At 71.5% G+C, this 18867-nt stretch carries 19 protein-coding genes, 1 pseudogene and 1 riboswitch; of the genes and pseudogenes, 12 read left to right on the plus strand and 8 right to left on the minus strand.

Annotation, left to right across the window (positions count from 1 at the left end; translation table 11 throughout):
• Positions 1-238 precede the first annotated feature (238 nt).
• Positions 239-1531 (plus strand): ATP-binding protein, encoded by a 1293-nt coding sequence (locus Sm713_RS03130; RefSeq protein WP_212908158.1) that lies wholly within the window; start codon positions 239-241, stop codon positions 1529-1531.
• Entirely contained in the window at positions 1528-2412 is an 885-nt protein-coding gene (locus tag Sm713_RS03135) for a response regulator transcription factor (protein WP_212908159.1), read from the plus strand. Before Sm713_RS03130 ends, Sm713_RS03135 begins: the two co-directional genes overlap by 4 nt.
• Before the next feature lie 90 nt (positions 2413-2502).
• On the opposite strand, the gene Sm713_RS03140 is transcribed toward Sm713_RS03135, so the two are convergent.
• Both Sm713_RS03140 and Sm713_RS03145 read right to left on the minus strand, forming a co-directional pair.
• Positions 2503-3042, minus strand: coding sequence for a hypothetical protein (locus Sm713_RS03140; protein ID WP_212908160.1), 540 nt, complete (start codon positions 3040-3042; stop codon positions 2503-2505).
• Between the two features lie 105 nt (positions 3043-3147).
• Entirely contained in the window at positions 3148-4227 is a 1080-nt protein-coding gene (locus Sm713_RS03145; protein WP_212908161.1) for a helix-turn-helix domain-containing protein, read from the minus strand.
• A 449-nt stretch (positions 4228-4676) separates the two neighbouring features.
• Here Sm713_RS03145 and Sm713_RS03150 point away from each other — a divergent pair, with 449 nt between their 5' ends.
• Positions 4677-5627: an SDR family NAD(P)-dependent oxidoreductase gene (locus Sm713_RS03150; RefSeq protein ID WP_212908162.1), complete on the plus strand. Its 951-nt coding sequence runs from the start codon at positions 4677-4679 to the stop codon at positions 5625-5627.
• Positions 5628-5710: 83 nt separating this feature from the next.
• Here the strand turns inward: Sm713_RS03150 and Sm713_RS03155 are convergent, their stop codons facing one another.
• A complete protein-coding gene (locus Sm713_RS03155) occupies positions 5711-6142 on the minus strand; it encodes an ATP-binding protein (protein ID WP_212908163.1) in 432 nt (143 codons plus the stop codon).
• Positions 6143-6271: 129 nt separating this feature from the next.
• On the opposite strand from Sm713_RS03155, the gene Sm713_RS03160 reads away from it, so the two are divergent.
• The 6 genes from Sm713_RS03160 to Sm713_RS03185 all read left to right on the plus strand — a co-directional run bounded on the left by Sm713_RS03160 (position 6272) and on the right by Sm713_RS03185 (position 9953).
• Complete coding sequence (locus Sm713_RS03160) at positions 6272-7099, plus strand: helix-turn-helix transcriptional regulator (protein ID WP_212908164.1); 828 nt, start codon at positions 6272-6274, stop codon at positions 7097-7099.
• Positions 7100-7131: 32 nt separating this feature from the next.
• Entirely contained in the window at positions 7132-7317 is a 186-nt protein-coding gene (locus Sm713_RS41135; protein ID WP_283249755.1) for a MerR family DNA-binding transcriptional regulator, read from the plus strand.
• Positions 7314-7790: a hypothetical protein gene (locus Sm713_RS03170; protein WP_212908165.1), complete on the plus strand. Its 477-nt coding sequence runs from the start codon at positions 7314-7316 to the stop codon at positions 7788-7790. The genes Sm713_RS41135 and Sm713_RS03170 overlap by 4 nt, the downstream gene beginning before the upstream one ends.
• Before the next feature lie 13 nt (positions 7791-7803).
• Positions 7804-8058: a DUF397 domain-containing protein gene (locus Sm713_RS03175; protein WP_212908166.1), complete on the plus strand. Its 255-nt coding sequence runs from the start codon at positions 7804-7806 to the stop codon at positions 8056-8058.
• A gap of 107 nt (positions 8059-8165) precedes the next feature.
• Entirely contained in the window at positions 8166-8696 is a 531-nt protein-coding gene (locus tag Sm713_RS03180) for an SRPBCC family protein (RefSeq protein WP_212908167.1), read from the plus strand.
• A 261-nt stretch (positions 8697-8957) separates the two neighbouring features.
• Positions 8958-9953, plus strand: a complete 996-nt coding sequence (locus Sm713_RS03185) for a zinc-binding alcohol dehydrogenase family protein (RefSeq protein WP_212911742.1) — start codon at positions 8958-8960, stop codon at positions 9951-9953.
• Positions 9954-10012: 59 nt separating this feature from the next.
• On the opposite strand, the gene Sm713_RS03190 is transcribed toward Sm713_RS03185, so the two are convergent.
• The gene (locus tag Sm713_RS03190) at positions 10013-10150 is read right to left on the minus strand and encodes a hypothetical protein (RefSeq protein ID WP_212908168.1); all 138 of its coding nucleotides are present in this window, start codon (positions 10148-10150) and stop codon (positions 10013-10015) included.
• A gap of 229 nt (positions 10151-10379) precedes the next feature.
• On the opposite strand from Sm713_RS03190, the gene Sm713_RS03195 reads away from it, so the two are divergent.
• Positions 10380-11543 (plus strand): LacI family DNA-binding transcriptional regulator, encoded by a 1164-nt coding sequence (locus tag Sm713_RS03195; RefSeq protein ID WP_212908169.1) that lies wholly within the window; start codon positions 10380-10382, stop codon positions 11541-11543.
• 29 nt (positions 11544-11572) lie between these two features.
• Here the strand turns inward: Sm713_RS03195 and Sm713_RS03200 are convergent, their stop codons facing one another.
• A complete protein-coding gene (locus tag Sm713_RS03200; protein WP_212908170.1) occupies positions 11573-12322 on the minus strand; it encodes a polysaccharide deacetylase family protein in 750 nt (249 codons plus the stop codon).
• A gap of 703 nt (positions 12323-13025) precedes the next feature.
• Here Sm713_RS03200 and Sm713_RS03205 point away from each other — a divergent pair.
• Positions 13026-14069 (plus strand): annotated as a pseudogene (locus Sm713_RS03205) (endo-1,4-beta-xylanase); the annotation flags it as partial.
• 579 nt (positions 14070-14648) lie between these two features.
• On the plus strand, positions 14649-15002 hold the full coding sequence (locus Sm713_RS03210; protein ID WP_212908172.1) for a hypothetical protein: 354 nt from the start codon (positions 14649-14651) through the stop codon (positions 15000-15002).
• Between the two features lie 27 nt (positions 15003-15029).
• Here the strand turns inward: Sm713_RS03210 and Sm713_RS03215 are convergent, their stop codons facing one another.
• The 3 genes from Sm713_RS03215 to Sm713_RS03225 form a co-directional block, all read right to left on the minus strand.
• Complete coding sequence (locus Sm713_RS03215; protein ID WP_212908173.1) at positions 15030-15767, minus strand: dienelactone hydrolase family protein; 738 nt, start codon at positions 15765-15767, stop codon at positions 15030-15032.
• Between the two features lie 408 nt (positions 15768-16175).
• Complete coding sequence (locus tag Sm713_RS03220; protein ID WP_212908174.1) at positions 16176-17399, minus strand: IS4 family transposase; 1224 nt, start codon at positions 17397-17399, stop codon at positions 16176-16178.
• A gap of 45 nt (positions 17400-17444) precedes the next feature.
• Positions 17445-18584: an NlpC/P60 family protein gene (locus tag Sm713_RS03225; RefSeq protein ID WP_212908175.1), complete on the minus strand. Its 1140-nt coding sequence runs from the start codon at positions 18582-18584 to the stop codon at positions 17445-17447.
• A gap of 7 nt (positions 18585-18591) precedes the next feature.
• Positions 18592-18812: riboswitch (cyclic di-AMP (ydaO/yuaA leader) on the minus strand.
• Positions 18813-18867: the final 55 nt, after the last annotated feature.

An 18867-nucleotide genomic window follows, 5' to 3' on the forward strand; every position in this document is an offset into this window, starting at 1 on the left:
GCGCAGTTCCCCGCGCCCCTTATCGGGGCTGTCCTGGCCCATGGACCGCGGGGGAACTGCGCGGGAAGCCCGTGCGGGCCTTGCGTGGGGTGACGGGAGCAAGGGGCAGCACGCTCCTGATAAGGGGCGCGGGGAACTGCGCGAAAGACCCCCGCCGCCTCGGGCGGTGTGATGTTCAGGGGGGTCTCGGGGTTCGACCCTGATGACCGGTGTCGGTGGGGCATGTGACCATCGAGCCATGCCGGAAGCCGGAGCCGTCGCCGCCGAAGAGCCGCGGGCCCCGCGCAAGCTCTACCGCAGCAGCGACGGACGGCTGCTCGGGGGCGTAGCGCGAGGCCTGGCGGGACATCTCGGGCTGCCCGTGATCTGGGTGCGGATCATCTTCGTCGGGCTGTTCACCGCGGACGGCCTCGGCGCGCTGCTGTACGCCGCGTTCTGGTTCTTCGTCCCGCTCGGCCTCGGCGGCGTGGACGCCTCGCGCCCCCCGGTCTCCGCCGAGCCCGGCCGCGACGGCCGCCGCAGACTCGTCGCCCGCAGGCCGGACGGCGGCCAGATCATCGCGCTGCTCGCCATGGTCGTCGTCGCCATGGTCTTCGTGGTCAACGTCGACATGGGCGGCCCCGCCACGGTCTACCTGCTGCCGGTGCTGCTGGTCGGCGCCGGTGTCGCCCTGGTCTGGCGGCAGGCGGACAACGCCCGCAGGGCCCGCTGGGTGGAGGTCGGCCGCCGCCGCAAGACCCTCACGCTGGTCCGCTCCGCCGGGGGCGTCGTCCTGGTCGGCGCCGGTGTCACCAGCATCTTCGTCCTTCAGGGCTCCGTCGAGCACCTCGGCTCCGTGCTCCAGGCCTCGCTCGCCGTGATCGTCGGCATAGCGCTGCTCGCCGGCCCCTACCTCGTCCGCATGACGCAGGACCTCTCGGAGGAGCGCCTGATGCGCATCCGCGCGCAGGAGCGCGCCGAGGTCGCCGCCCATGTGCACGACTCCGTGCTGCACACCCTCACGCTGATACAGCGGAACGCGGAGAGCGCCGGCGAGGTGCGCCGTCTCGCGCGCGCCCAGGAGCGCGACCTGCGCGCCTGGCTCTACAAGCCCGCGGGTGCGAGCGCCGCGTCCGAGGGCTCCGAGGCCGCGCCGGAATCCCTCGCTGAGGCGGTGCGGCGCAGCGCCGCCGAGGTGGAGGACAAGCACGGCGTGCCCATAGAGGTCGTCATCGTGGGGGACTGCCCGCTCGACGAGAAACTGTCCGCGCTGATGCAGGCCGCGAGGGAAGCCATGGTGAACGCCGCCAAGTACGGTGGCGACGGCGGTGCGGTGCAGGTCTTCGCGGAGGTGGAGGGGAAGTCCGTCTTCGTCTCGGTCCGTGACCGGGGACCCGGCTTCGACCTGGACGCCGTGCCCACCGACCGGATGGGCGTACGAGAATCGATCATCGGCCGAATGCGGCGCCACGGCGGCACCGCCCGGCTCCGCGCGGTGCCCGACGGGGGCACGGAGGTCGAGCTGACGATGGAGAGGGCGGAGACGTCATGAGCGACGCGAGCGAGCGGGGGACCGGCGGCGGTGCGCCGCTCGGACCGGGGGAGCCGGCGGGCGCGGGCAGCACGCCGGCCGGCCGGACGCCCGGCACCTCGGGCACTCCAGGGGCAGCGGGCGCCTCCGGTACGCCAGGCGGCACGGGCGCCCCGGGGCCGCGCCAGTCCCCGGAGCAGGCCGCTGCCCCCGGACAGGAGCGGCCCGTCGACCCCGCGGACCGCCGGGCGCGCGTCGTCCTCGTCGACGACCACAGGATGTTCCGCACCGGCGTGCGGGCCGAGATCGGCCGGACGGACCTCACGGGCGTGGAGGTCGTCGGCGAGGCCGCGGACGTCGACCAGGCGGTGTCCGTCATCACCGAGGCCCGCCCCGAGGTCGTCCTGCTGGACGTGCACCTGCCGGGCGGCGGCGGAGTGGAGGTGCTGCGGCGCTGCGCCCCGTTGATGACCGACCCCGAGCGCCCGGTCCGCTTCCTCGCGCTCTCCGTCTCCGACGCCGCCGAGGACGTCATCGGCGTCATCCGGGGCGGCGCCCGCGGGTACGTCACCAAGACGATCACCGGCGCCGACCTGATCAACTCGATCTTCCGCGTCCAGGAGGGCGACGCGGTGTTCTCCCCCCGCCTGGCCGGCTTCGTCCTGGACGCCTTCGCCTCCACCGACGCCCCGCCCGTCGACGAGGACCTCGACCGCCTCACCCAGCGCGAGCGCGAGGTGCTCCGCCTGATCGCGCGCGGCTACGCGTACAAGGAGATCGCCAAGCAGCTCTTCATCTCCGTGAAGACGGTCGAGTCCCATGTCTCGGCGGTGCTCCGCAAGCTCCAGCTCTCCAACCGCCACGAGCTGACCCGGTGGGCGACGGCGCGGCGACTCGTCTGAGGCGGTGGGACCGATGAGTCCCGCCGCCGCGCTCAGCCGTCGCCGGCTGATCCCCGCCGCGGGCCCGCTCGGAAGGTCCCGCCGGCCGGGCTACGCGGGCCCGACCCGGTTGGTGCAGGTGAACGGCTCGTCGAGCCAGTACGTGCCGTGCTGGGCGTCGTACACGATCGGGTACTGGGTGGACGGCGCGCAGAGCTTGCGGATCTGGGCACGGTTGGCGGAGCTGATGGTGAACCAGTACTTGTTCGTGTCCGGGGCGATCTTCTCGCACTTGTAGAAGAACCCCTTCATGCCGGGGCCGAAGACGTCGCTGCGGAAGTCGGCGGAGAGCTTCTTGTTGACGTTGATGTTGTCGCAGTCGGCCTTCATGCCCGCGGCGTCGCTGGTCCGGGCGGCCCTGGTCGTGTAGCCCTTGGCCGTGTGGGTGCCCGATGCCGTCAAGGTCCGCTCGGGCAGGCCGATCTGTCCGGCCACCTCGGAGAGGAACGGGCTGCCCGCCGGGGGCCCGGCAGTGCGGGAGAGCGCGCCGACGTCCGCGTAGCAGCCGGCGACAACGGCACCGGTGCCCAGGGTGGCCAGCAGCAGGGGTGTGATCCGGTTCCCGAGACGGGCCGGGGGCGAGGACGTCACGGGCGCTCCATTCCCGGGCAGGCCCGGCGGACGGCCCACTGCTGCCCGGGGTGCCTGATCGCACCCTAGCCGCTGAGGCCGGTGCCGCCCGGGATTGGCGGCGCGTCAGGATTCCGCTCCGGTGCGGGGCAGGAAGTCCCTCCGGGCCCTGGACGACGCACCGGATGACGTGCCGGAAGGCGTGCCGGATGACGCACCGGATGACGTGCCGGACGGCGCGCCGGTCGAAGCCCTGGACGACCCGGTCGACGACGAGGCGGACGCCGTGCCGGACGACCGGGACGAGGACGAGGCGGACGCCGTGCCGGACGACCGGGACGAGGACGAGGCGGACCAGTCCGACAGCAGCAGCCGTAGCGCGTGGTCGGAGGGCGAGCCCGGTTCCGCGGTGTAGATGCCGAGGATCTGGTCGGGGTCGCCGTCGGGGGTCAGGACCTCGTAGTCCAGGGTGAGGTCGCCGACGACGGGATGGTGGAAGTCCTTGGTGCCGTAGGTGCGGCGCTGCACGTCGTGGTCGGCCCACCAGCGGCGGAAGTCGGCGTCGCGCAGCGACAGCTCCCCGATCAGCTCGGCCAGCTTCGGATCGTGCGGGTGCCGTCCGGCGTACAGGTGCAGGGACGCGACGGCGCCCCGCGCGGCGGCCTCCCAGTTCACGTACAGCTCGCGGGCGCTCTCGTCGAGGAAGAGGTACCGGGGGAGGTTGCGCTCCCGGACCGGAAGGGCCTCGAAGTCGGTGTACAGGGCACGGGCGGCGTCGTTGGCGGCCAGGACGTCGCTGCGGTGGCCGACGACGATGGCCGGGGTGTACGTGAGGCTGTCCATCACCCGGCGCAGCCCCGGCCGCACCCGCTGGGGCGGCAGCGGACGGCTCGGCCGCCGGGTCGGCCTGGCCAGCGCGTACAGGTGGGTGCGCTCGGTGTCGTTCAGGCGCAGCGCCCGCGCGACCGCGTCCAGGACGGCCTCGGAGGCGTTCGTGGTGCGGCCGCGCTCCAGGCGGACGTAGTAGTCCACGCTGACGCCGGCCAGCCGGGCGACCTCCTCGCGGCGCAGCCCCGGAACCCGCCGGGCACCGGACTGCGGCGCGAGGCCCACCTCCTCGGGGCCGATCCTGGCCCTGCGCGACCGCAGGAACTCCCGCAGCTCCGCGTTGCCGCGGCCGCGATCCCCGCTGGACTGCTCGCTCATGCACTCCAGGTTAGGACCGGCGCCGCGTCCGGGGCCGGTCCAAAGGGGCACTGCCGGACCCCCCTACCCGCCGGCCCCCGGTCCGGCCCGCCCCGGGACGCCGTGCACCCGGGACGACCAGGGCTTCTTCCAGGCGTCCCAGGGCGCGTGTCCGGTGCTTCGCTGGAAGGGCGGGCCGGCGGCGAGCCGGGACCCGCGCACGGCGGGCCCGCCGACCCCGGCGGGCAGGCACGCGACCGGAAGCCACGCCGAGCCCCCGCGGAAGCCCCCACGCCATGCCGGGCCCCGCGCGGAAGCCCTCGCGGAAGCGCTCGGCCGCGCGCCGCACCACTGAACGCGCCGCACCACTGAACGCGCCGCACCACTGGAAGTGCCGCATCACTGGAAGTGAATGCGCCGCACCACCGAAGAAGCCGCACCACCGAAGAAGACGGAAGAAGGCAGCCACCATGACCACCGGATCCACCCCTCTGACCGACCGTGTCACCACCCCGTTCGGCGCCGAGTCCACGGCAGCCGAGGTCCTCGAAGGCATCGACCTCGGCGGCCGCCGCGCCGTCGTCACCGGCGCGTCGTCCGGCGTCGGCGTCGAGACGGCCCGAGCGCTGGCCGCCGCGGGCGCGGAGGTGACGCTGGCGGTGCGCAACACCCAGGCGGGCGAGGCCACCGCCGCCGACATCACCGCGAGCACCGGAAACCCGCGGATCCACGTGGCCCCGCTCGACCTGGCCGACCTGGCGTCGGTCACCGCCTTCACCTCCGGGTGGCAGGGCCCGCTGCACATCCTGATCAACAACGCCGGCGTGATGTACACCCCCGAGACCCGCACCCCGCAGGGCTGGGAGCTGCAGTTCGCCACCAACCACCTCGGCCACTTCACCCTCGCCACGGGCCTCTACCCGGCGCTCGCCGCCGCGGGCGGGTCGCGCGTGGTGTCCCTCAGCTCCCGCGGCCACCAGTCCGGCCCGGTCGTCTTCGACGACATCCACTTCGACCGGCGCCCCTACGACAAGCGGCTCGCCTACGGGCAGTCGAAGACCGCCAACTCGCTGTTCGCCGTGGAGGCCCACCGGCGCTGGACCGACGACGGCATCACCGTGAACGCCGTGCACCCCGGCGCGGTCCTCGGGACCGGCCTGGCCCGGCACATCAGCCAGGAGGAACTGGACGCCGCCAGCTCATCCGTCCCGTACACGTTCAAGGACGTGCGGCAGGGCGCCGCGACCTCCGTCCTGACGGCCACCTGGCCCGCGCTCGACGGCGTCGGCGGACGGTACTTCGAGGACTGCAACCAGGCCGTGCGGCACGAGGACGGCATGGTCGGCGGGGTCTGCGACCACGCTCTCGACCCCGAGGCGGCCCAGCGGCTGTGGCGGGTCTCGGTGGACATGATCGGCTGATTCCCCCGGGGCCCCGCGCCCCCGTCGGCCGTCCCCGGCCGTCCCGGGCCGTTCCGGTCGCTCCGGAGCGGCCCGGCGCCACGTCAGCGCCTCAGCTCGAACCACACCCGCTTGCCGATCCCGCACGCACGGTGCTCGGCGCCCCACCGTTCCGCGAGCGCGGCCACCAGTTCCAGGCCCCGCCCGGACTCGTCCTCCGGGCCCGAGTCGTGCGCCCGCGGCAGGGTGCGGTCGGCGTCGGCCACCTCCACCCGCAGGGTCTCCTCGCTCAGGTAGAGGCGGGTGCGGATCTCCCGGCCCGGCGAGACCTTCGCGTGCCGGTACGCGTTCGTCATCAACTCGCTGAGCAGCAGGACGGCCGTCTCCGTCAGCTCCTCCGGGAGCTTCCAGGCGGCGGCCTCCTCCCGCAGCAGGGCGCGCGCTCTGCCGACGCTGCGCGGACGGCGGGTGAAGTACCACTCGGCGTCGTAGGGAAGGGACTCCGGGTCGCTGGACGGCGTCGGCACCAGGGGCATGCGCGCCTCGATCCTTGGGTGTGAATTCGGGTCGTTTACCAGGCCCAGGTTGGTGGTCGGTGCCTACGGTCGGGGAGTGACAACGCGGGTACGCAATGTGGCGTACCCCGCAACGGGGAGGTGGGCGCGATGGCCAAGGAGCCTGCTCAGCCGCCGATCACTTGGCGGTACTGCGGCGACCAGATCAAGATGTGGCGCGCGGCGGCGAACGTCACCAGAGGGCAGCTCGCGGAGGCGTCGAACTACGACTACGAGACCGTCAAGTCGATGGAGAACGGCCGACGACGGCCTACGCGGCAGTTGCTGGTGGCGGCGGACGAGATGTGCGGGGCGGGCGAGAAGTTGGTCGCCGCCCTGGAGTACCTGAAGCCGGAGCCGTTTCCGCAGCGGTCGCAGCAGTACATGGAGTACGAGGCGGAGGCGATTGCACTGTCCTCGTATGAGCCACTGCTCATCCCCGGGCTGTTGCAGACCAGGGCGTACGCGTACGCGTTGATCAGCGAAAGCAGTCCGCCGCTGGACGAGGAGACGGTGGCGGAGCGCGTTTCGGGGCGGTTGAAGCGGCAGGAGGCGTTGACGAAGAAGCCGGGCGTCGTGTTCAGCTTCGTGGTGTACGAGGCCGCCCTGCGCACTCTCGTCGGCGGGCGCGAGGTGATGAATGCGCAACTGGATCACCTGCTGGAAGTGGGAGGGCTGCGGAACGTGTCGGTCCGGGTGCTTTCCTTCGGCCGGTGCGGCGGGGTGGCGCTCAACGGACCCATCGCGCTTGTCGAGACGGCCGAGCACGATCGTTACGCGTACGTGGAGGGTCCGGAGACGGGCGCCCTCTACGCAGATGCAGCCAACGTCAGTGCGCTGACGCAGACGCATGACATGATCAGCAGGCATGCTCTGAGCGTTGAGGAGTCTGCGGTGTTCATCAGGAAAGCGGCGGAGGAGGTGAGATCTAGTGAGTGATTCTTGCCTACTACTGCTCAGAGTTGTTTACGATGATCAGTATGTATCGGATCGGCGAGTTCGCGGAGCGTATCGGCCGTTCTGCTTCCACCGTTCGAAGGTGGGAGCGGGAGGGCCGGTTGACTGCGCGTCGAACTACGTCCGGTCAGCCCTGCCGCCTGTACGGGCTGGGGAAGTACAAGAAGACCCTGAAGGGCGAACTCGGTGGTGGCCGGTGAAGGTCACCCGCATCGCCTACAGCAAGAACCTTAACGCCGGGAAGTACGCCCAGCTCGACGAGCAGGCTTTACGACTCGGCGTGATTCGGTCGAAGGTGTGGCGTCTATACGGCTCGATCGCTGGTGTCGGTGTCAAGGACCGTCAGATCCGCGATCAGTGGATGCGCGACGGCACCGCGGCCGAGTTCGGTGTGCTGGCGAATGCCTGGAAGGAGACCGTGCGCGATGCAGTCGCCGACATCACCGCAGGCCGCGAGGCCGCCAAAGTCAAGGCCCGCCGAGCGATAGCAAAGCTCAAGGTGGCCGAGGCGGAGAAAAAGCGCCTGTTCACCGCGCTCAAGCGGGTGAAACAGATCCTGAAGGAACGTACAGATCGCCAACGGTCCGGACTGCCCTTGGACCAGGACTCCAGCACCCAACTCTGTCGGTGCGGAGAGCGAAACATCCGACCAATGCTCAACTCTGAGCAATAAGTAGGAAGCAGCTATGAGCGATCGTCTCGCATGGTTCAAGTCCAGTTACAGCGACAGCCAGGGCGGCAACTGCCTCGAAGCCGCCCTGGACTGGCACAAGTCCAGTTACAGCGACAGCCAAGGCGGCGAATGCCTCGAAGTCGCCCCCTGCCCCCGCACCATCCACATCAGAGACTCCAAACTCGGCCAGGCGAGCCCCCGGCTCGACATACCCTCCGCCGCCTGGGCGGACTTCCTGGGCCACGTCCGGAACGTCCACACGGGCTGACCGGCGCGGCTCCCGGCCGTCTCTCCGCCGCGCCGATGTCCGCCGTGCGCGGTACGGTGACGACGGCAGAGGCAGAGCCCCGGAGTCCGACTTCTGGGAGGCAGCGGATGCGTACGCGCCTGTCGCCGGGCCGGGAGAGGAACGCGGTCGAGGCCGCGGTCGCCGTCCGGCGTCCCGTCCGGGACGTCTTCGACTTCTACCGGGACTTCAGGAACCTGCCCCGCTTCCTGGGCGACGTGATGGACGTCGAGGTGACGGACGCCGGGGGGACGGCGCCCCTGAGGTCCCGGTGGACGATCCAGGGCCCGAAGGGCCTCAGCATCCACTGGACGGTCGAGGTGACCGAGGAGCGCCCGGAGGAGCTGATCAGCTACGAGACGGTCAGCGGACCGCCGGGTGTGCGGAGCCGGTGGGACATCCACTTCTCGCGGGGCGACGAGCCGGACACCACGGTGGTCCGCGAGGTGATGGGGCTGCCGTTCGGCAGGGTCGGCCGGAGAGCGCTGAGCCTGGTCGGAAAGCCTCCCGGCGCGGAGGCGGAGGCGAATCTGCACCGCCTGAAGCAGCTCCTGGAGACCGGCGAGGTCACCGACACGGCCCACGCGGTCCCGGGAAAGTTCGACCGCCCCGGTCCCTGACTTCTGGGGGCACCCCCGGCCCACTCAGGGGCGCGGGGTGGGGGTACCTCCCACGCCTTTAGGGCAGTGGGGGAGCGACCAGCCACGACGAGGCCGCCAGGCCGTCACCGTCCCCGAGGGGCAGACGCGCCCGCGCGGCGGAGCCGCATATCGAGACAGTCCCGCCCCTGCCGGGGCCCCGAGCGCCGTGAGGCGCCCTGCTGCCGCATGATGCGAGGGGAGGTGGCGCAGATGACCCACGGGACCGCGATCCCCGACACCATGCGGGCCTGGGTGGCCCCGGCCGCCCGCAAGGGCACGATCCACCGCATAGAGCTCAGGGTCCCCACCCCGGAACCGGACGAGTACCTCGTCAAGGTGCACGCCTGCGGCGTGTGCCGCACCGACCTGCACGTACGCGACGGCGACCTCCCCGCGCACCTGGAGCGCGTGGTACCGGGCCACGAGGCGGTCGGCGAGGTGGTGCTGGCCGGCGAGCGCACCACGATGCCGGCGGCCGGCACCCGCGTCGGCGTGCCGTGGCTGCGCAGGACCGACGGCACGTGCAGGTACTGCACCCGCGGCCAGGAGAACCTCTGCCCGGCGTCCGTCTACACCGGCTGGGACGTGAACGGCGGCTACGCCGAGTACGTCACCGTGCCCGCCGCCTACGCCTACGAACTGCCCCCCGGCTACACCGACGAGGAGCTGACACCCCAGCTCTGCGCGGGGATCATCGGCTACCGCGCGCTGCGCCGCGCCGACCTCCCCGAGGGCGGCAGGCTCGGCATCTACGGCTTCGGCGCGTCCGCGCACCTCACCGCGCAGGTCGCGCTGGCCGAGGGCGCGACGGTGCACGTGCTGACCCGGTCCCCGGACGCGCAGGCCCTCGCGCTGGACCTGGGCGCCACGTCCGCGCGCGACGCCGAGGACGGGCCGCCCGAGCCGCTGGACGCGGCGATCCTCTTCGCGCCGGTCGGCACCCTCGTCCCGACGGCCCTGGAGGCGCTGGACCGCGGCGGCACCCTGAGCATCGCCGGGATCCACCTCACGGACATCCCCTCGCTGAACTACCAGCGGCACCTGTTCCAGGAGCGGACGGTGCGCAGCGTCACCGCCAACACCCGCAGGGACGGCCGCGGCTTCCTCGCCACCGCCGCCGAGCACCGGCTGCACGCCACCCTGACGCACTACGACTTCGACGACGCCGACCGCGCCCTCGACGACCTCGCGGCGGGCCGCGTGAACGGCGCCGCGGTGCTGCGGATGCCCGCCTGACGAGCGGAACGCCGAGCTCGCACAGCGGAACCGGGGCTCCGGGGCCGGCGGCCCCGGTCCTACTCCGGCTCCGTGCTCTCCGCCTCGTACCGCCTCGTCCACGAGGCCCCGCACCGGCACCGGAACTGCTCGACCAGTTCCCCGTCCTCGGTCACGCCCAGCCCCTGGACGAGGCGGACGTGAACATGCTCAGCCATGGAAGAGCCCTCGCTCCGTGCTCCGGGGTCGATCATCGTGATCGGTTGGTCGGTCAGGTCGGTCCGTCGGTCTGTCCGCCGGTCGGTCAGGCCGGTCAGGCCGGTCCGTCGGCCGGTCGGCGGCGCAGTCCTCCATCCTCCCTCAAGAGGGACGAAAGGGGTAATGAGCCGCATCACACGGCCACCCGCCCCACCCAGGGCCCCTCGAAAACTTTCGGGCACGTGGCCTATGCTGCACGTCGTGCGTGAAGACGAGGAGACGGGGCGGGTCACCCTGGCGCAGGTCGCCGAGCAGGCGGGTGTCTCGATCTCGACGGTGTCGAAGGTGCTCAACGGCCGCCAGGACGTCTCCCGGCCGACCCGGCTCAAGGTCGAACGGCTGCTGGAGGAGCATGCCTACCGGCGTACGCCGCGCTCCGCGTGGGAGGCGCCCCTCATAGAGATCGTCTTCCACGAACTGGACAGCATCTGGGGCATGGAGCTGATCCGCGGCGTGGAGGACGTGGCCAAGGCGAACCACGCCAGCGTGGTGCTGACGGAGAGCGGGACCCGGCACCTGCCGGGTCCCGACTGGGTCGGGGGCGTGGTGCAGCGCCGCCCGATCGGCGTGGTGCTGGTCTTCTCGTCGCTGCCGCCCGCGGTCAAGAAGCAGCTCAAGTCCCGCGGCATCCCCTTCGTGATCGTCGACCCGGCGGGCGACCCCGAGACCGACGTGCCGTCGGTCGGCTCCGCCAACTGGTCCGGGGGCCTCGCCGCCACCCGCCACCTGATCGAGTGCGGGCACCGGCGGATCGCGATCATCACGGGACCGGGCGACATGCTCTGCTCCATGGCCCGCCTGGACGGCTACCGCTCGGCCCTGAGCATGGCCGGCCTGGAGGCCGACCCCGCCCTGACCGCCTTCGGCGACTTCCACGTGGACGGCGGCTACGCGCGCGCGATGGAACTGCTCCAGTCGCCCGACCGGCCTACCGCCGTCTTCGCCGGGAGCGACCTGCAAGCCCTCGGCGTCCTGGAGGCGGCGCGGGTGCTCGGCCTGCGCGTGCCGCACGACCTGTCGGTGGTCGGCTACGACGACGTTCCGCTGGCCCAGTGGTCGAGCCCGGCGCTGACCACCGTGCACCAGCCGCTGCGGAAGATGGCGCAGGAGGCGGCGCAGATGCTGCTGCGGCTGCGGGCCGGTCAGGACACGGCCACCCGCCTCGAACTCAACACCCGCCTGGTCGTCCGGCACAGCACGGCGCCACCGGCGGACACGGAGCCCCGGCCCGCGGCGGCCCCGCCGCGCAACGCCTCAGCGTCCGCCCCCGCGGCGGCCTCACCGCCCGACGCCGGGGCGTCCCCGGAACCGGGCTCCGCGGCCGTGGCGGACACCGCCCCGCCGGACGCCTGACCGTCCGGCGGGGCGGAACTTGCGTCAGCTCACGGCGCCGTCACCACCGGCTGGAGGTTCGAGCCGCTGACGATCTTGCCGGGGCACAGGCCGCGGGAGGCGAGGCCGCTGAGGATCTGCGGGACGGCCTGGATCGTGGTCTGGTAGCCGCCGTCGTGCATGAGGATGATGCTGCCGTTCCTCATCGTGGACGCGGCCTGCACGATCTGGGCCGTGCTGGCGCCGTTCCAGTCCTGGCTGTCCACGTTCCACAGCACCTCGGCGGTGATGCCGAGCTGCCGCTCGTCGTTCTTGAGCTGGGTGCTGGTCTCGCCGTACGGCGGGCGGAACAGCGTCGGCCGCTGGCCGATGGTCTGCTGGATGATGTTCTGGGTCTGGGAGATCTCGTTGTAGGCGTTCGGCTCGCCGATCTGGGTCATGTGGGGGTGGGTCCAGGTGTGGTTCCCGATCCACATGCCCGCCGCCTGCTCCTGCCTGAGCAGGTCGGGGCGCTGCTGCGCGTGCTGGCCCCAGATGAAGAACGTCGCCTTGGCGCCGCCCGACTTCAGGGCGTTCAGCAGCTGGGTGGTCGACGACGCGTTGGGGCCGTCGTCGTAGGTCAGTCCCACGTACCCGTTGGGGCAGGAGGCCCAGACACCGGCCTGCGCGTCCGGCGCCGCGGGGGCGGCCGGCGAGGGAGCGGTCGACAGCACGGTGGCCGCCGCGGTCAGCAGCGCGGCGACGAGGGCCGCGCGTAACGTTCCCCGGCGCTTGGTGCCACGGGCTGGTGATGTGCGCATGCTTCCTCCAAAGGGTGAGGCGCGCTCCGGCCGCCGCTCCAGGCGTGAAACATTCCGGAGTGTGCACCGGTTGTTTTCGCCGCGCAAGCCTTCTCGCATGGTTGGCATGCGGCTCAACAGGCGCTGGGAGCCCGCGAAATACCGACGTGGCCGCCGATGTGCCGGGTATCCAGGGACGACGCCGGAGACCGAAAGCTTTCGGACTCCCGGAGACGAGGACGGCATCCGAGGCCGTACGGCATCCGTGAGCGGCGGGCGTGACGGGGCTCGCGGGTGCTCACGGGCGCTCGGGGACGACGCGGGCGCCGCTCTCCCGGCCCCTGGATCCGTGCGTCCCGGCGCCGAACTCGAAATTTTCGAAGGCCGAAACTCCTCCAACCGGCGCTGTTTCCGTCCGGACACTCGAACGCCTCGACATACACGCAGATCAGAGCGTCATTCGGCGGGTAGGTGGCGCGAGAAGGGGTCGAAATATTTCCGGTAAGTAACGTTGACGTTGCTCCGGGGGCCGTGCATACTCCCCTTCCATCGTCACTCTGCGCCACAGCGCTGTCGCTCCGCTCCGCCAGCCCTGCCGCTCCCGGCGGTCCTGCACGACCCGGCCGTACGCGCACCCCCCCCGTGCCGCGGCCTGTCATCGCACGACGCATCCCCGGACGGTGCGCCCACTGGCCGTCCGGCCCCCACGGACGAAGGGAAAGCAATGACCGAGCAATCCCGCACGACCAGACCGGCCCCCGCGCGGCCTGGCCTCCGCAGGGCGCTGGTCCTGGGCCTCGCCGGCACGCTCGCCTCCGCGGGCCTGGTCGCCCTCACCGGCGGCTCGGCGCACGCCGCCGGCTCCACCCTGGGCGCCGCGGCCGCCGCGAAGGGCAAGTACTTCGGCACCGCGCTGAGCAACGGCCACCTGGGCGAGGCGCAGTACGCGCAGACGGCGGACCGCGAGTTCAACATGGCCACGCCCGAGAACGAGATGAAGTGGGACGCCACCGAGCCGAACCGCGGGCAGTTCAATTTCAGCGGCGGCGACGCGATCGTCAACCACGCCACGTCCCACGGCATGCGGATGCGCGGCCACACGCTGGTGTGGCACTCCCAGCTGCCCGGCTGGGTCAGCGGGATCGGCAGCGGCAGCGAGCTGACCAGCGTGATGGACAACCACATCAGAAACGTGATGAACCACTACAAGGGCAAGATCTTCGCCTGGGACGTGGTGAACGAGGCCTTCCAGGACGGCAGCAGCGGCGCGCGGCGCTCCTCGCCGTTCCAGGACAAGATCGGCAACTCGTTCATCGAGCACGCCTTCCAGACGGCCCGCAACACCGACTCGGCCGCGAAGCTCTGCTACAACGACTACAACATCGACGGCATCAACGCGAAGAGCAACGCCGTCTACAACATGGTCAAGGACTTCAAGAGCCGGAACATCCCGATCGACTGCGTCGGCTTCCAGGGCCACTTCAACTCCCAGTCGCCGGTCCCCTCCGACTTCCAGCAGAACCTGCAGCGCTTCGTCGACCTCGGCGTCTCGGTGCAGATCACGGAGATGGACGTCGCGGGCTCGGGGCAGTCGCAGGCCGACAGCTACAGCAGGGTCACCAAGGCCTGCCTCGCGATCGCGAAGTGCGACGGCATCACTGTGTGGGGCGTCACGGACAAGTACTCGTGGCGCAGCGGTGACACGCCGCTGCTGTTCGACGGCAACTACCAGAAGAAGCAGGCGTACAACTCCGTCCTGTCGGCGCTGAACAGCTAGCCGCTCAGGCTGCTCGCCCCGTCCGGCGGCGCGGTGCGGCGGCTTCCTCCCGGCCGCCGTGCCGTGAGCCGCGCACGGGCAGGTCCCCGCTCGGCTCCGTGCGGCGGTGCGCTGCCGTGGTCCGGCACCGTCCGCCGGCCACGGCAGCGGCCTCCAGCTCCGGCCCCGGCCAACCCCGCCCCGGCCGGGGCCGGTCCGGTTCACCTGGCGGTGGGGCTGTGCCCGTTGGCCCGCCGCAGGCGCGTCGTGGCTTGTCGCTCCCCCCTGCCTCAAGGGCGTGGGAGGTACACCCACCCCGCGCCCCTGTCGGGACGGGTCCAGCCCCTTGCGGTCGTCGCCCGGCGGACGCGCCGCGCGGGCTGAGCGCGCAGTTCCCCGCGCCCCTGTCGGGGCCCGTCGAGCCCCTTGCGGTCGTTGCCCGGCGGACGCGCCGCGCGGGCTGAGCGCGCAGTTCCCCGCGCCCCTGCCGCGGCACAGGCCCACCGCCAGGTCGGCCTTGGCACAGGCCCACCGCAAGATCAGGTCGACCCGGCCGCCAGGCCGGAAACCGGTCCACTTAGGCTCCGGGACATGGACATACTCACCCATCTCTTCGTCGGCCTGCACATCATCGGCATCGCCTCGCTGCTGGGCGGCTTCCTCACCCAGGTGAAGGCGGTGGGCGAGAACCGCGCCCGCTTCAGCGCCCCGATGCTGCACGGCGCCCTCGCCATGCTGGTCACCGGCGTCGTCCTGGTCGGTCTCAACGAAGCCGGCGACCACCCTGTGAACGCCGTCAAGATAGGCATCAAGCTCGCCTTCCTGATCGTGATCCTCGGGCTGGTCTACGTGAAGCGGGACGAGGAGACGGTGGACAAGGGAGCGTTCGCCACGGTGGGCGCGCTCACCGTGGCGAACATCTTCATCGCCGTGCTGTGGACCTGAGGGCGTGCTGCCCCCACCTGGTGCTTGCTAGCCCAGATGCCGGGTGAAGAACCCCGCCGCGGCGTCCCCCGCGGACTGCGGGACCCCGGCGTGCCCGCCCATATTGGCGTTCAGCGTCTTCTCCCTGGAGCCGAAGGCGTCGAACAGGTCCAGGGCCCGCTGCCGGTCGTTCCCCTCGTCGTCCCACTGGAGCAGGACGTGCAGCGGGATGGTGACCCGCCGGGCCTCCTCGAACAGGGCGCGGGGCACGTAACTCCCGGCGAACAGGACGGCGGCCGCGATGCGCGGCTCGACCACCGCCAGCCGGATCCCGATGGAGATCATTCCCCCCGAGTACCCGACCGGGCCGCCGATCCCGGGCAGCGAGAGGAGGGCGTCCAGGGCGGCCTGCCACTCCGGGACCGCCGTTTCGACCAGCGGCAGGACGAGCCGGTCCACGATCTCCTCACCGACCGGCTCGCCGGCCTCCAGCGCCCGGTGCAGGTCGGCGCGTGCCTGCTCGGCGGCGGCGGAACGGGGCCGGTCACCGCTTCCGGGGAGTTCGATGGTGGCCGTGGCGAAGCCCTCGGCCGCGGAGTGCCGGGCCCGGCCCACCAGCCGGGGGTACATCTTCCGCAGCCCGCCGGGGTGGCCGAGCAGGATCAGCGGCGCCGGTGCGGATGCGGAGGCGGATCCGGGCGCCCACAGGGTGCCGGGGATCTCGCCGAGGGTGAAGTCGCGTTCGAGGACGCCGTCGTCGAGGCGCCGTTCGGAAGTGAACTGCATGGTCGTGCCTTTCGGGAGTGCCGGGTGGCGCTCCCGGACGACCTATCGCCCGACCGTGACCCCGGAGGGGAGCACCCGTGTCGATATCGCGTTCACGGGTACCACCTCCTCGTTCTCTCGCACGGCCACCGGAAACGTAGCAGCGGCCGCCGCGCTCCTCCAACGGGTTTTCGCGGGGGCTCCGTGGCCGGATGCCACGGAGCCGTCGCCGCAGAGGTTGCCGGACACGACCTAGCCCCAATGCCGGTGACTTAGGTTCTGTTCCGCCGAGTGATGGTGACGGTGTCTGGTGCGGGTGGTGTCTGGTGGTGGTGCTCGGCCCGTTTGAGTCGCCAGTTGGACATCTTGCGTTTGATCACTCGGGGGCAGGCCCGGTGGCGGCGTGGGGGCAGCAGGCGTTCGGCGATCTCAGCCAGGGTGCGGGTCAGCGCCCGGGCGAGTCTGCCGGGGGGAAAACGCCGCCTGGGCTGGGACCTGGCGGCGCACGATCCGCAGGGAGCGTGTGAAGGAGAGCCGGTCGGGATCAAGACCGTGGCCGGTGGCGGCCCGGTGTATCAGCTGCCGGATGGCGTGATGCACCAGGAGGAAGCCGTAGATCTCCTGCTCCACGCCCCACGGGTACTTCGAGCGTAGGACGAGCTTCGGGCCGCGCTGGTGGGTTTTGATCTCGTCCAGTGTGGTCTCGATCTCCCACCGCTGGGTGTAAAGCGCGGCCAGGTCCTTCGCCGGTGCCTGTTCAGGGTCGAGCACGGTGGTCAGCAGGCGGTAGACGGTGGCATCGCCGGTGCGGGCAAGGGTGTACTCGATCACCCGGACCACCACCGGGTTGCGGCGGCTCCTGCGGTCCGGCTCGGCATGGATCGTGCTGAGGTAGGAGCCGTCGGCCAGCACCTGCACCACGGGCAGGGCCGCGCTTTTACGCATCCGCCACAGCAGGTCCGCGCCCGTGGCCCGGGCGGCCTGCCACAACTCGAAGCCGTAAAAGCCCCGGTCGGCCAGCAGTAGCATCCCCGCCCGCAGCTCGCCGAACAGTTGCCGGGACAGCACCGGCTCGCTCACCGACAGCGGCCCGATGGCCGCGCCGAACACCGCGTGCGTCCCGCACTCAGCCAGCGCCACTACCCTGGCCTGCGGGAATGCACCCGTCCCCCGCCCCGAACCCGGGCGGCCGAAGAAGCTGTCATTGTCCGCGGTGTCCGCCAGGTCCAGGGTCGTGCCGTCCACCGCCACCAGGCGCCACCGCCGATACCAGGCACCCGCCGTCTGCGGCACCGCCACCGGACAGCACACCCGCGCGAACAGCATCTTCAACGGCTGCACGCCCAGGCGCCGACGCGCCCGCCCGATCGCGGCAGTCGTCGGTACCCGCCAGGACCGCTTCCGGTCCCCCAGCCCCTCGCCCAGCAGCCGCGCGACCTCTTCATACGGCTGCCCGAAGAACAGACACATCGCCAGCACGAAGTACACGACCACGCGGGCCGGCAGCAGCCGATTGCGCTGCTCGCCCCGCCCGGCCTCCGCGATCACCTCATCCACCAGCTCCGGCGGAAACGAACGCGTCAACACCCCGATCGCGATCCGGTCCGACAACCGCTCACCCACAGACGACTTGACCTGCCCCACCCTCGCCACACCACAACCAACGAGCCCAGGACACCTAAGTCACCGGCATTGGACCTAGCCCGGCCGCACCACGCTGTAGATCGGCATGTACGTCATCGGGATCGTCTCCACGGTCTTCCCGGGCCTCGGCGCGTCGATGACGTTGCCGTCGCCTATGTAGATGCCGACGTGGCTGATGTCGGAGAAGTAGAAGACCAGGTCGCCCGGCCTGGCCTCGGTGGTGGAGACGGTCGTGCCGACCTTGACCTGGTCCCAGGTGGTGCGGGGCAGGGAGACGCCGGCCGTCTTCCAGGCCGCCTGCACCAGGCCGGAGCAGTCGAACGACTCGGGTCCGGTGGCCCCCCACACGTACGGCTTGCCGAGCTGGGCCTTGGCGAACGCCACCGCCTGGGCGCCCATCGTCGAGGTGCTGCTGGATCCGCTGCTCGATCCGCTGCCGCTGCTCCCGGCCTGCTCCCGCTGCTTCTCCGCGGCGGCGGCCTGCTGGGCGGCCAGTTCCTTCGCCTTGCGGGCGGCGGCCTCCTCCTTCTGCCGCTCGATCGCCGCGAGGCGCGCCTTCTGCTCGGCGGTCAGCTTCGACAGCATGGTCCGCGCGGTGCTCAGCTTCTTCTGGACGTCTTCCTTGGTCTTGCGGAGCGTCGCCTGCGAATGCGTCAGCTCCGTCAGGTTCTTGGCGGCCTCGGTGCGCTTCTTCGCCGTCGCGGCCTGCTGCTTCTCGAAGCTGTCGACGGCGACCTTCTGCCGGTCGGTGAGCCGGCTCATCAGGTGGTCGTCGTCGAAGTACTGCTGGGGGTCCTCGGCCAGCAGCAGGGTGGCGGTGTCGGAGATGCCGCCGGTGCGGTACTGGGCCGCCGCGAACGAGCCGAGCTCCTGGCGTGCGGTGTTCAGCTTCTCCGTGCCCTTGGCGATCTGGTCGAGGAGGTCGTCCACGCGCTTGCGCTGGGCGTCCGCGTGCTCCTTGGCGCCGTTGTACTTCTCGGTGGCGACACCGGCCTGGTGGTACAGGCCGTCGACCTGCTTCTGCACCTCTTCGATGGAGGGTCTGGGCTTCGCGGGCGCGGCCTGCGCGCTCGACGCCAGCAGGGCCACCGACGTCAGGGCGGCCGTCGTGACACCGACGGCGGGAACGAGGGCGGGGGGAGTGCGCAGGCCCCCGAAGGTGCTGGTGCTCTGCGCTTTGCGGTGCGACGCCACTGAGGGCGACTCCTTCCGTGGGCCGCCTACCGGGTTAGCTGTCGGGTTCGGGCGGGTGGTACGGAAGGCTGCCCTACGGCCTCGTACGGCGGTTCTCCGGCACGCGGACGTGCGCGGGCTCTGCCGTGCGGGGCCGATTCACCCCAGGTGCCGTCGGCTGCCCGGCTCCGTTGGGTCCCCGGCTCCGGAGGGCCCGCGAGGGCACACCGGACTCGGCGGGGCGACCCGGCCCGGCGCTCTTCGCCGGCGGGGGTACGGGTTGCCCGACCGGCACGTTAGCCAA

The organism is Streptomyces sp. TS71-3 (assembly GCF_018327685.1).
Classification (GTDB): Bacteria; Actinomycetota; Actinomycetes; order Streptomycetales; family Streptomycetaceae; genus Streptomyces.

Bases quoted from the DNA above. Each gene is read 5' to 3' on its own strand.
- Sm713_RS03130 (WP_212908158.1), top strand. From the start codon at position 239: ATGCCGGAAGCCGGAGCCGTCGCCGCCGAAGAGCCGCGGGCCCCGCGC.
- Sm713_RS03135 (WP_212908159.1), top strand. From the start codon at position 1,528: ATGAGCGACGCGAGCGAGCGGGGGACCGGCGGCGGTGCGCCGCTCGGA.
- Sm713_RS03145 (WP_212908161.1), bottom strand. From the start codon at position 4,227: ATGAGCGAGCAGTCCAGCGGGGATCGCGGCCGCGGCAACGCGGAGCTG.
- Sm713_RS03150 (WP_212908162.1), top strand. From the start codon at position 4,677: ATGACCACCGGATCCACCCCTCTGACCGACCGTGTCACCACCCCGTTC.
- Sm713_RS03155 (WP_212908163.1), bottom strand. From the start codon at position 6,142: ATGCCCCTGGTGCCGACGCCGTCCAGCGACCCGGAGTCCCTTCCCTAC.
- Sm713_RS03160 (WP_212908164.1), top strand. From the start codon at position 6,272: ATGGCCAAGGAGCCTGCTCAGCCGCCGATCACTTGGCGGTACTGCGGC.
- Sm713_RS41135 (WP_283249755.1), top strand. From the start codon at position 7,132: ATGATCAGTATGTATCGGATCGGCGAGTTCGCGGAGCGTATCGGCCGT.
- Sm713_RS03175 (WP_212908166.1), top strand. From the start codon at position 7,804: ATGAGCGATCGTCTCGCATGGTTCAAGTCCAGTTACAGCGACAGCCAG.
- Sm713_RS03180 (WP_212908167.1), top strand. From the start codon at position 8,166: ATGCGTACGCGCCTGTCGCCGGGCCGGGAGAGGAACGCGGTCGAGGCC.
- Sm713_RS03185 (WP_212911742.1), top strand. From the start codon at position 8,958: ATGCGGGCCTGGGTGGCCCCGGCCGCCCGCAAGGGCACGATCCACCGC.
- Sm713_RS03190 (WP_212908168.1), bottom strand. From the start codon at position 10,150: ATGGCTGAGCATGTTCACGTCCGCCTCGTCCAGGGGCTGGGCGTGACC.
- Sm713_RS03195 (WP_212908169.1), top strand. From the start codon at position 10,380: ATGCTGCACGTCGTGCGTGAAGACGAGGAGACGGGGCGGGTCACCCTG.
- Sm713_RS03200 (WP_212908170.1), bottom strand. From the start codon at position 12,322: ATGCGCACATCACCAGCCCGTGGCACCAAGCGCCGGGGAACGTTACGC.
- Sm713_RS03210 (WP_212908172.1), top strand. From the start codon at position 14,649: ATGGACATACTCACCCATCTCTTCGTCGGCCTGCACATCATCGGCATC.
- Sm713_RS03215 (WP_212908173.1), bottom strand. From the start codon at position 15,767: ATGCAGTTCACTTCCGAACGGCGCCTCGACGACGGCGTCCTCGAACGC.